The organism is Weizmannia sp. FSL K6-0777 (genome assembly GCF_038593185.1).
Classification (GTDB): Bacteria; Bacillota; Bacilli; order Bacillales; family Bacillaceae_C; genus Weizmannia; species Weizmannia faecalis.
This window is the reverse complement of record NZ_CP151971.1, coordinates 226,269-238,310: the sequence shown is the minus strand read 5'-3', so window position 1 is coordinate 238,310 and position 12,042 is coordinate 226,269. Positions and strand designations below refer to the sequence as shown.

At 37.7% G+C, this 12,042-nt stretch carries 11 protein-coding genes; 3 read left to right on the top strand and 8 right to left on the bottom strand.

All coding sequences use genetic code 11. The features are described 5' to 3' along the window. Positions 1-191: 191 nt before the first annotated feature. Together NST70_RS01245 and NST70_RS01240 are read left to right on the top strand one after the other, a co-directional pair. A complete protein-coding gene (locus NST70_RS01245) occupies positions 192-1,877 on the top strand; it encodes an IS1634 family transposase (RefSeq protein WP_014096930.1) in 1,686 nt (561 codons plus the stop codon). Positions 1,878-2,432: 555 nt separating this feature from the next. Continuing rightward, the gene (locus tag NST70_RS01240) at positions 2,433-2,669 is read left to right on the top strand and encodes a hypothetical protein (RefSeq protein ID WP_014096420.1); all 237 of its coding nucleotides are present in this window, start codon (positions 2,433-2,435) and stop codon (positions 2,667-2,669) included. Positions 2,670-2,739: 70 nt separating this feature from the next. Here the strand turns inward: NST70_RS01240 and NST70_RS01235 are convergent, their stop codons facing one another. From NST70_RS01235 to NST70_RS01215, 5 genes are all read right to left on the bottom strand, one after another. Next, positions 2,740-3,480, bottom strand: a complete 741-nt coding sequence (locus tag NST70_RS01235; protein WP_014096421.1) for a CPBP family intramembrane glutamic endopeptidase — start codon at positions 3,478-3,480, stop codon at positions 2,740-2,742. Positions 3,481-3,675: 195 nt separating this feature from the next. Beyond that, positions 3,676-4,467, bottom strand: a complete 792-nt coding sequence (locus NST70_RS01230; protein WP_014096422.1) for a lipid II flippase Amj family protein — start codon at positions 4,465-4,467, stop codon at positions 3,676-3,678. Positions 4,468-4,679: 212 nt separating this feature from the next. Then, positions 4,680-5,120 (bottom strand): GNAT family N-acetyltransferase, encoded by a 441-nt coding sequence (locus NST70_RS01225; protein ID WP_014096423.1) that lies wholly within the window; start codon positions 5,118-5,120, stop codon positions 4,680-4,682. Positions 5,121-5,317: 197 nt separating this feature from the next. Then, entirely contained in the window at positions 5,318-6,586 is a 1,269-nt protein-coding gene (locus tag NST70_RS01220) for an MFS transporter (protein ID WP_014096424.1), read from the bottom strand. A 212-nt stretch (positions 6,587-6,798) separates the two neighbouring features. Continuing rightward, on the bottom strand, positions 6,799-7,419 hold the full coding sequence (locus NST70_RS01215; RefSeq protein ID WP_017550280.1) for a hypothetical protein: 621 nt from the start codon (positions 7,417-7,419) through the stop codon (positions 6,799-6,801). 682 nt (positions 7,420-8,101) lie between these two features. Between NST70_RS01215 and NST70_RS01210 the strand changes: the two genes are divergently transcribed. Next, a complete protein-coding gene (locus NST70_RS01210) occupies positions 8,102-8,506 on the top strand; it encodes an NUDIX hydrolase (RefSeq protein WP_014096427.1) in 405 nt (134 codons plus the stop codon). A gap of 387 nt (positions 8,507-8,893) precedes the next feature. Here NST70_RS01210 and NST70_RS01205 read toward each other — a convergent pair whose 3' ends face one another. The 3 genes from NST70_RS01205 to NST70_RS01195 form a co-directional block, all read right to left on the bottom strand. Then, positions 8,894-9,382, bottom strand: a complete 489-nt coding sequence (locus tag NST70_RS01205) for a GNAT family N-acetyltransferase (protein WP_014096428.1) — start codon at positions 9,380-9,382, stop codon at positions 8,894-8,896. 315 nt (positions 9,383-9,697) lie between these two features. After that, entirely contained in the window at positions 9,698-10,237 is a 540-nt protein-coding gene (locus NST70_RS01200) for a GNAT family N-acetyltransferase (RefSeq protein WP_014096430.1), read from the bottom strand. 174 nt (positions 10,238-10,411) lie between these two features. Further along, entirely contained in the window at positions 10,412-11,647 is a 1,236-nt protein-coding gene (locus NST70_RS01195) for an IS256 family transposase (protein ID WP_026684065.1), read from the bottom strand. Positions 11,648-12,042 lie beyond the last annotated feature (395 nt).

Sequence of the window (12,042 nt, the reverse complement as noted above, 5' to 3'; positions counted from 1 at the left end):
TGCTCTCCACTTCATAGTTGAATTATAAAAATTTTGCCTTTTTCTCGGTATCTCCGAAAAAAGCCGGAGATTTTCGTTAAAACGCATATTCCGCACGTAAATTTTTCTATTTTGTGATTTTTTTAAAGGAATTTTCTCCTTCTTTGTAGAATTGAATGATTATCTAACTAGAGGAAGATGAGGAAATTTTTATGTCAGATCAAATTTTAACCTTACATGTGGGGCCGTCTCAACTTTTATCTAAACTGTGTGATGAAATAGAACTCGAAAAGACCATTAATAATTTAGTCAAATGGGATTCTGTCCGTTGTCATATCTCACCCGGAACAAGGATTAAAGCCCTTGTCTTAAACATTTTATGCAGTGGCAAGCCCCTTTATAAGGTTCATGAATTCTATCAAAACCTAGATTCTGAGATGCTTTTCGATACATCGATTTCACCCGATCAATTAAATGATGATGCATTAGGAAGAGCATTAGATTACTTGTATAAAGCCGAAGCATGGAAAGTATATTCCACCCTTGCATTAAAAGCATTAAAAAAATTGAATCTTCCTATTGGTGTACTCCATAACGATACAACATCAATTTCTGTTTACGGTGAATATAAACAACCGAAGGAAGATGGACTGCAAATTACGTACGGGTATAGTAAGGCCCATAGGCCTGACTTAAAACAAATCGTTCTGGGGATGGGGGTCACACCTGAACGAATTCCTATCCTTGCAAAAGTAGAAAATGGGAATACTTCGGATAAATCTTGGAATGTGGAATTCATTCAAAAGATGAGAAAAATCCTTTCCCATGAAGATTGGAAAAATCTCATTTATCAAGCCGATTCTGCATTAATCACAACGGAAAATCTAGCGGAAATTCAACAACAAAATTTATCGTTTATTTCCCGTTTACCTGATACATTCGGTTTAAGCACAGAACTAAAGAAAGAGGCATGGTTGCTCAATAACTGGGAAAGGGTAGGCTCACTTAGCAATAAAAAAGACGCAGCTATTTACCAAATTCAAGCTTTTGAAAGACAAATTCAAAACCTTCCTTACCGGTTTCTTGTTGTCCACTCAAACAATTTAGATCAACGAAAAGAGAAAACCCTAAATCGGGCGATCGAAAAGGAAGAAATAAAATTAAAAAAAGAGATAGAAAAACTAAGTAAAGTTATCTTTCATTGTAAAGAGGACGCACTAGAAGCAATTCAATCTTTTAAGAAAAAACAAAAGGCTTCATATTTCTGTTATAAACTAAACGTCCAGATGAGTGATCAACCTATCAAACGAAAAAAGAGAGGAAGACCTAAAAAGGACGAACAGACAAAACGAGAACAAATCTATCAGATACAACTGGAATCGTTTGAAAAAGATCATGATTTTATCGAAAATAAGAAAAGAATGCTCAGCACTTTTGTTTTAATCACAAATAAATTAGACGAGGAGACACTATCCAATCAAGAAGTTTTGAGGGTTTATAAAGGACAGTCGGCCGTTGAGACCCGTTTCCGATTAATCAAAGATTCACAAATGATTGATGCCATTTACTTGAAAACCCCGGAAAGGGTTGAGGCCTTAGGGATTGTGTATGTGATGGCTTTATTAATCTATGGAATTTTAGAATATCGAGTTAGAAAAGAACTGAAAGAAAAGAACCTATCTCTAATCTTGAAAGGAAAAAGGAAACTCTATCAACCCACAGGTCAAGCATTGTTAGAGCAATTAGAAGATATCACCGTGATCCTTATAAATCAAAATCGACAAAAATTAAGGCTCTTACCCGATAATATTGATTCACAAGCCAAAAAAATCATTGAATTATGCGGGTATGATCTATCAATATACGTGTCAAAAAATGTCGAAAACAAAGGCGAATAACACACAACAGGAGGAATTCATGAAAAGAATGTCGAATTCAATAGAACTTTATCGAAAATTCCTCAAAAATAAGAAGATATCATCCCACCAAAATGTTTAAATATAGTTCATTCAAAAATTAAAATGAATTTTATTTAAGACGTGCGAAATGTGGGTTAAAAGATATAAGAAAATTGTTATTTTCTATGGCGGTTTTATCATACATTCGTATAATTAATCTTAGAAAGGGAGTGGGAAAAGCGATGCTGGATCACTTCACCGATGCATAAATACCAGCGGAGATTAACGCTACACGGTTGTATCAAACCCTTCCGCCAAACCGAAAAGAGGTGGAGAGGATTATCTTCTTCCTCGCTAAAACGATATCTTAGCATCGCACAAACACTATGAAAAAAATACTGTTGATTTTCTTCTGGGCAGCTGTTGCATTGTATCTTTATTTCGGAGACAGATTTAATCAAACACTTCATCTTGTTTCCGGAGCTGTTTTATCCGTAATCGGTACAGTCGTTGTTGTATGGTATTTCGTAAAATTATTTAAACGCAGGGAATCATATGACAAATAAAAAGTTCGACCAGGCCTCTTATAATAACAAAAACAGAGAGCACAGGCGCTATTTACCCCTGCGCTCCTCCGCCCGTTCTTTTATTCGTAACATGGCAACAGAAGAAGATCTGAATGAACTTGAACAACTCATCAAGGAAAAAAGAAATATTCCTAAAGATTGTTGGCTGCACAGGAGCTGTCCCAATAGTCGATCAATGGCTGATGGGAGTCCCTCATTTATTTAACCGGCTGCTGATTCACTATATGGGACCAGCAGACAGATAAAGCGAGGAGTATGCCTTCATCATTTGCAGGTTATGTCCTTGCAGCTATACGCCTTCTGCCTCCAATTAACAGTAGAAATGCAATAACAATATAAACCACTGCCCCCGTAAGGCATCCTCTTAATGTGAGATGGGCATCCACTTCCGGCCCGCTACTGATAAAACTAATAAAATCGATTGCTGCATGAAGCATGATCGGGAGTATTAAACTTCCCGAGCGAAGATATAAGGCACATAAAACTAGGCCTAAACAAGTAACCTGGATGACCTGCAACGTTGTAATATAAAATGATTGATGAAAAAGGTTAATAAAATGAAATCCGCCAAAAATCAACCCGGAATACAGGCAGGCTTTTATTCTCCCTGCATAAGCCGCTTTTCCTTCGTTTAAATAGAAATTGATTTTAGAAAAAATAATTCCCCTGAAATAATATTCTTCGAAGAGCGCGACAATCACTGAAATCCCGCCGGCCTTTAATATATTTAGCAATGCATGACCGGAAGATACCAATATATCAATCATAAAGAAAAAGAAAACGGGTATCATGATCAGCAGTGTTTCTTTAAAAGAAGACTTTATCCGCCATGTTACTTTTTGTTTTAAAAACAACACATTTAAAAAGAAAACACTTACAAGCAGTACCAATTCTTCAACAAATACTTTCGTGATGTCTCCAAAATTTGCGACAAAGGTGAATCTTAAACAAATTAGAACAAAGGCAACCCATGCCATCGAACAAATCATCACCCAACAATCACGCGTTTTTCTCATGAACGCCCACCAGCCATTCGTATCATTTTTCAAACCAAATATGATTTTAACATAATCTCAGGCTGTATTCCGGCGTTCGCTTTTTATAAGCTGTGTCATATGGCTGATCAAGGAAAAAAGAAACATTCTTAAATGCTAGCAACCCTCTAGCATCCCGCTGTAATGAACATTTAGGAAGCCCCTTTTTGGCCATTTTCAAATCATTTTAGCTACAAAAACGATGGCATAGGCAGAAGGAATAAGCAGGAATAGCGATGCGAATGTGCCCACTGTTTTGCTACCTACCATTGCAACAACCACTTTTCTAAAATCCTCTTCACTGCATTTGCCATCGATCACATCATCGGTCATGATGGATAGCTGCGGATCAATGAAGATCGACATCAAAATGGTTGCAACTCCATTAATAATGGAAGATAAAGTGATGCATGTTGCCCTTAAATCCGGTTCAAGACTGCCCGCATAAATCGGCGCCAAAGAACCAACTGTTAATAAAGCAACTGTTACCAGATTGTAAATAATAATTTTCACCGGCAGCTTTCTAAAGTTGAGCTGTAAAATATTTTCTTTTACAGGTACAGCAACGCAGTCCTTCATATAATGAAGACCTGCCTTGGAAAAACTGTGCAGAACCAGCTTAGGAATAGACCGGTCAGCCGAGAAGTACAAAACGCCCCGGTAAAATAGTCTTTGGAAAGTTGGAATGAGCAAAGCGCCAACTGCAGTGGCTACTCCGGAAATAATGATGATAAGGTTAAAAATATGTAATAAGCCGCTTGTCTCCGTATGACCTTCAACATATTTCGTCAGCAGCGGTACTTGAAATGTCACTGCAATCCTGGAAATCAAGGTTAAAATATTGAAGACGGCAAAAGATACTGCAATCTTCCCTGTTCTTACCCCTACCATTCTGACCGAATAAGCTAGGGTTCCAATCAAGGATATGATGAAATTCAAGATGAACACAATGATCATCTGTAAGGCCATATTTCCACCTCCTGGGGTAAATGATCGTCGGACAATCCTTCCCATTCAAGCCCTTCTATCTTCTGTTCCATAGTCTTTGGTGCCACAAAGCTCAACTTTCATTTTACTAAACCAATTTAGCTACCAACAACTTAAAACCATGATTTCTCCCTCTATCATTGCTCAAAATCTTACCCGGTTAAGCGCCAATGGACGTTTTAGAATAGTGCTGGCTATTCCAATTTCAAAGCCATTGAAACACTTCTAACTTGAAACCCCAATTTTTCATATAATCTTATAGCCGGATTACCCTCATATACATTTAAGCGTATCTCCGTAAGTCCTTCTTCTTTTAAGGAATGTTTTGCGTATAGCATTAATTCTTTCGCTATCCCTTTTCCTCTAAACTCTTCCTTTACAAACAATTCATAAATAAACCCGACTGATTTCTCCGTAAAAGAATCTTTGCTTATACCGGTTAGTATCCATCCTAAAACTTGCTGATCCTCAACCGCAACAAAGTAGCTGCATCCCTTTTTTAAAAGGGATGCAACGATTTCCTTTGCTTTTTCAAGATTTGGCTTTGTTTCGCCCATTGTCCCCTCATAAATCGCCTGCGAAGTAAGACGTTGAATTTGTTTCATTTCCAATTGATTCGGCAATCTTATTTCCATTTATCCCTCTCCCTCGGATCAATAGAACTGAAATCCCCCAATCTTGAGGGCCATTTTTAATCCTCTCGATATTTTTCTTGGTACATCGTTTTCTCCACGAGAAATTCGCTAAAACTGCTTTTCATCTTTACCATAATGAAAGAAAATACCACAGACGTATCTTGCTTGCACTTATACTGTTTTACAATGATTAATCTCTAAATCCTCATTTCTTCTTTGATAGCTTTATCTTTTAAAATATCTAACTTAGGCGTGATGAAATAGAAAATAAAGGTCCCTAAAAGTCCGATTACAGTTAATATCCAAGCCATAACGAAGGGTGACAGGAATCCACTTAACGAGACAGTTATTCCGACTATGATCATACATAAGTCGTATTGTAAATTATAAAATGCTAAATATGCACCTCTGGCGTTTTCAGGAGGAATGGTTGCCATGTAAGATTCTTGAACAGGAGCCAATAGTACTTCTCCTAAAGTATGAAGCGCCATCATGATAAATAAAACCCAAATATTATTTGAAAACGCAATCCCGGAAAATCCAATTGTATATATAAAACAATTGACTACTAATATATTCTTATCTTTATATTTTTGTGTTAATTTGGCCGAAAACAAAGCGATTAATGCTACTAATATCGTGTTTTCACTTCTTAATAGCCCCATCATGGTGGATCCATCAATCTTCCACAATAAAAAATCTTGTATAGGCATATGTTTATCCAGCTTTATTCCAATGTAATTGGTCAATTGGTTTTCTAATGATAACAAAAGGACAGCTGCAGTTAAAAAACTTATAAAAAGTCTGTCCTGGACTACTTTCTTGTAGGTGTAGTAGACTTCTAAAATATGTTTTCTAGGCGTCATTTTTGGTGTTGCTATCGATTTGCTAGGTTTGTGGGTCTCTTTTATAAACAAGAAAATGACGATAAGGATGATCGCTGTCATAAGTGTAAGAATTAAAAATAGCTGAAACAGATACCGTTTGAAGAAAAAGGCTCCGATAATCCCGCCTATAGACATAGAGATATTATTTGCCCAGTACATAATAGAATAAATCGTCTTGCGCTGATCAGGCGTACTGACATCAATAAGCATGGCCTGATTTGCAGGTCCGGCAAGTCCCCAGCAAACACTATTCATACACATTGCGATAAATGTTAATCCATAAGATTCAAACCAAGGGGAATTACTCACTGTCATTATAAAAAATGAACAAAGTCTTAAAGACTCAGCTGTGATCATTACATTTCTTCGGCCATACTGATCCGCAATATACCCACTTAAAAGTGACATTGTAATACCGGTAAATACATTGATGAGGATCAGTAAGCCGGTAATTTTCGTTCCAAAATGATCAGCCAAGTATATAGACATAAAGGGAAGTACCATGTTACCCACTAACCTGCTGGCAAATAATTCGAAAATTCTTACTTTTATATTAACGTGAAAATCTCTAAATTTCATAATTTGATCCTCTCAAGGCCATAAAATCTGATTCGGTAAGTTTATAAATGATTCCTAAGCGAATGATTCATATGTCTTCAACCAGCATCACATCGTGCACATCCGGGATGGTACAGCGTATAATCAGTTTGGCCTCCGCTTTTTCTTCCCCACTTATTCTTTAATAGCTTTGTTTTAAATGCTTTGTGCTGCATTTCAGGGTACTGCTATTGTTAATTCGTTTCTCCAACCTTCCCAATCACATTTACACCATTGGGATCTTTTTGATTTGAAATAAGGATACCACTCATCACTGCTTTACTTATTGTAGGGGTTTCTCCTATTTTTGAGCGAATAAAATGAACTGGACTGTTTAATAATTTAGATAAATCTCTTTCGAATCCCTCTTTTTTTAAAATTAACTCCAATCCCTCCATTTTTTCACTGGATCGTGTTCCATCTATTGAGTCGGCATTACTTTGAAGCTCAATTCTAAAACCATAGGGCGTTCCTATAAAAGTTCTTCTATCATTCGTGTTAACTGGCCAGTTCATGCTCCGGGCATTGTGACAAATTTTATCGAGTTCTTTTTTTGTTACTAAAAATCCAATGTGATCAAACATAACCTTTTTCCCAAATCCAAAAGTGATGTTCATTGCACCTCTCCTGACTTCAATTATCCTGAAAGTAATAGGTTTGTTCCGGAAATCATCCCATTCCAAAGGAGGATTGAAAGTTTGATATTCTCCTTGGTATTTCCCCGTCCGAAGTGAAGTTCGAAAACCATTCTCTACATAGAATTTTTCTGTTTCCTCTAAATGAGGTGTCCAAAAATGATAATGGAATAGCAGCATATGAACCCTCCTCAAGTTTTCCCAAATTACTCTAAAATCAAGTACAGATTCTAACACTGAGCTGGCAGGGCAGGCTGGATTTGTATGTATTTCCCGGTACGCTTAAATGAACCAAGAACTCCTTTGGTAAAAGATTCTGCAAAACAGTCCCCTTTTTCGTTAAACACTATGGCCGGATTATTCATTAAATCCTGTTTTTTGTATTCATTTTATCATATATTCTAAATATTATTAAGAAATTTTTCAACTTAAATCTTGTTCCCTCGACAAGGAATAGAAGAATGAAAAGTATTGTATATTGGCTGTGGAACGAAGGATTGCGATATGGAAAACGAAGGCGAAAGAAAAAAACTTAATGGTGGTAAGCTGAAACACCAGTCAAAAAGATCTTTAGCAAATAAAACTCGTTTGATCATGTCTGGTGCATACCGGCTTACACAATGGACTTGCCTGCTTGATTTTTGTAGATGACGCTTTTGACCGCCATATGACGGCCGAACTGGCTTAAAGGCAATGAAAACCGCTTATCAGGCTCGTAACTACTTTTTCCTTATTGGTTTTTCCAAATCTTGATTTACATCCACAACAGTGTTATTTTTGCAGCAGGAAAGACAATAAGAACGTGAAAATCCTGGCAGTAAAATGAGCATAAAAAACAGATGACTGCCACTGGAGGTATAACATGAGTTTTGTTTTGCCTGTTTCCGTTAAAGGCATTATCATACATAACGGTCACGTATTACTGCTAAAAAACGAACGCAATGAATGGGAGTTGCCGGGAGGAAGACTCGAGAAAAACGAAAGTCCAGAAACATGCGTGAAACGTGAAATCAAAGAAGAACTGAATTTAAAGTGCAGCGTTGAAAATATTATTGATTCGTGGGTATATGAAGTCCTTCCAAATAAATTTGTGTTTATTGTAACATATTTCTGTGTATGCGACAATTTGTCACATATTCAGATAAGCGAGGAACATATAGAATACAAATGGATTAAAATAAACCATTTAGAAAACGAACTTATACCAGAAGGATACAGGCATTCAATAACAGCGGCGGCAAAATTGGTTTACGAAAAAAAAGGATAGTCAGCAAACCCTTATAATTTGGGCTTGCTAAACGAATCTAATTTTGGATTGTATCCGGTTTGTCAGCATGCTGTTTTCGATTTTATATGAGAGTATTTACGATGTTACAGGCTCCTTGTAGCCCAAGGATTTGAAATAGAAGTGACCAGACGAAAACAATCGAGATCTACAAAAATGAGGTTGGACAAAGCCCCCACCCCAATACAATAAAAGCTGGAGAGCCTGCACCATCAGTGAGTTAAAATAGTTTTAGGCCCATTCTTAATAACACAAATGGGCCTGTTTACGTGCAAGGTCTTGGAGATTCAGACCGGCTTCGTCTTATACCGGGTGACCCTGTTGAAGCATTAAAAAAAGAAAAGGGAGAAAGGCCGTTAATACTACCTGTTATTGACTAAGCTGCTTTTCTAATATCTCTCCCGGAAGCCCATCCATCTCACAAATCTTTACAGTACAGAAACCATTTTTTAACAGAATCTTTTTTGAAGCAGTGTTATTTGGATCTATGATTGCAGTAAGCTTATGCAGACCGGCATGATTGGCTGCGTTGATTAATTTACTGGCAATTTGACCGCCGTAACCTTTTCCCCAATATTCAGGGAGTAACATATATCCAATTTCAGCCTCACTCGGCACTTCTTCATTTAAAACCAGGCTTCCGAGCCCGATGAATTTTTTTAAGCCGACATAAACTTTAAATGTCCCAAACTGTTTAAACTTTTGGTTTCGATCTAATACTTTTTGATATTTTTGCATTGCTTCCTCTATTGACAACGCCCGTTCCGTTATCATTGCCATTACATCCGGGTTAGAGTAAAGTTTTAAATAATCATCAAAATCATCAGATCCGAACTTTTCTAAATGAATTTCTTCCATTGTAAAAACCTCACAATATACAGTTATTAAACCGGCCGGGCTTTCTAAAAAACTGAACCGCCCGGTTGCAGCATGACGTATGCCTCATATTCCCATCGAACCTTGAATAAATCATCACTTGTCAAACGAAATTGCTTTTTCTCTCCTAAAAAAATCATAAGCATTTTCTAGTGCGAATTTGCTCTGACAAATTGCGGAAATTCTTTCGTTTTGGAGTAAAAAACAAATGAATACTTCAGGGCTTTCGCGTTTCCCGATTCCATGCATGACAGAAGTCCCCAATTTAGTTCCATGTTACCGCCCAACTCTTTTTTACTATTTTTGTGTCCGGTCAGAAGAAAGTAAACTATAAGAGTAAGAATCGTAAAATTTACCATTTACACAAGTCCAATGGCGCAATATTCCTTCTCTTGTGAAGTTGAACTTTTCCAGTAGCTTACATGATGCAGTATTCTCCAAAAAAACATATGCCGAGATTCGTTCCAGATTCCACTTGTTAAATATTTCATTCAGAAACAGCCCTAGCATTTCAGTAGCCAACCCTTTTCTCTGATGCTCAGGCGCTACAATATAATCAATTTCAGCTCGCATATTTCTTGCATTGTATCTTTTGAGCGTGATGATTCCGACAAAATCGTCTGTAGCTTTTAAATAAGCTGCATATCTTATGCCGGTTCCTTCTTTTTTCATTTGAATATTTTGTTCTATAATTTTTAAAACCTCCTGCTTGTTTTTAGCAGCCATTCTTCCAAAAAATCTCATGACTTCTTCATTAGCATATAAACTGAATAAACCGTCTAAGTCTTTTTCAGATATGCTCCTCAATATAATTTTATTATTTGCTAATAATGGCATAATATGATCCCTCATTTTTTAAATATTTGAGTCTATTATAATGAAAAGGTGACACAAGAACGAATGATAAGACATTGTTGTTGTGAAAAATATTACCCATTGAGAAAATTACCCCCCTTTTCCTAGGTCAAGTCTTTTTTTGTGTGTAAATTCCTCTCAGTCGGGATAGAGTAATTAACCCGAATAAATGTCTGTCGCTTTGTTGGATTGGTCAGACGATTTCGGTTGTTTGGCTTTCCATTCAAAATAGTCTTCCATCTTCAAATAGCGGCGTCCTTCTGCCCATTTTTCATCCTTTTCCATGAGAACAGAACCCATTAGCCGGATTACGGAATCCCGGTTAGGAAAAATACGGATAACCTGTTCCCGACGGCGAAATTCTTCATTGAGTCGTTCCATGCCGTTTGTCGTTCTCAGGCGACGACGATACGGCTCCGGAAGTGAGAGTGCTGCAGTGACATCGTCAAAGGCTTCCTCTACCATTTCAGTCACTTTAGGCGCTTTATCCTGATAAGTATTCAGAAAGGACTGAAGTAGTGTGTGTGCTGTTTCAATGTCTGGAGCGTGGAGAATGGCTTTCACTTGTTCAGTTCCTTCGCTCTCTAAATGTTTTGGAAGCCGATCGTGTACGTTACGCAGAAAATGAGCTTGACATCTTTGCCACGTTGCTCCCTGAAACGCTTTTTGAACAGCGCTGACTAAACCGCCATGATCATCGCTAACGATTACATCTACGCCCTTTAGTCCACGAGATTTTAGCCAATCAAAATAATTCTTCCAAGCCTCTGTGCTTTCACTGTCATCGACTTTTAGGCCAAGAATCGATCGATAGCCTTTCTCGTTGACACCATAGCTAATCAATACACCCCGGGAACGGACACGGCCATTTTCACGCACCTTTGTATAAATTGCATCCACAAACAGAAACGGATAGCTGCCCTCTAGGGGACGGTTATTCCAGCCCGTAACCACGGGATCCAGCTGCCCACAAAGATTCGACACGGTCGACTTCGAGAAGTCTGAACCACAGAGCTCTTCGGTGATTTGACTGACACGGCGCGTAGAAACACCATTAATCACCATTTCCATCAAAGACAGGACCAGTGCTTGTTCACTACGCTGATAACGCTGAAAGAGATCAGTTGAAAAATGACCGTTGCGCAGCCTGGGAACGTACAAAGAGAGCTTTCCCACGCGGGTTTTTAGTTGGCGGGGGTAGGAGCCGTTTCGGTAATCAATTCTAGCTTCATTACGTTCATATTTTTCGGCTTTCAGCTGTTCGCTGGCCTGTGCCTCCAGAACTTGATTCAAAATCGCCTCCAAAAGGGCATTTATACCCGATTCTTTTGAATCGCCAAGAAATAATTGATGCAAAAGTTGTTCATCTAGAGTAATCTGTAATTGAGCCATCCCTGAATCTCTCCTTTAGAAATTTAGTTTTTTGGTTAACTCTATTCTAACTGAGATGATGGGCTCTGGCTCATTTTCTATAAAAAAATGATAGAGACGGCAAGAGAAATGAAATCCCGCTGTTTTTCTGGAGGGGGCTGGCCAGCCCCCTCCAGAAAAACAGCCCCTATACTCCATATTCCCTCATATTCAGATAACCCTTTTTACACAATTATACGGACTTAACTCTTTTCCTACAGGGAAAAAATCATTCAGATACACCAACTTTATTACTATGATTTATCCTTAACATCCCGTACAATGCATGACTTAAAACATTTAAAAGGCGGCAACTTTGGCATTGATGCCAAACGCCAAACACTTTATAATATTTATTATCAAAAAATTCTTTCCAA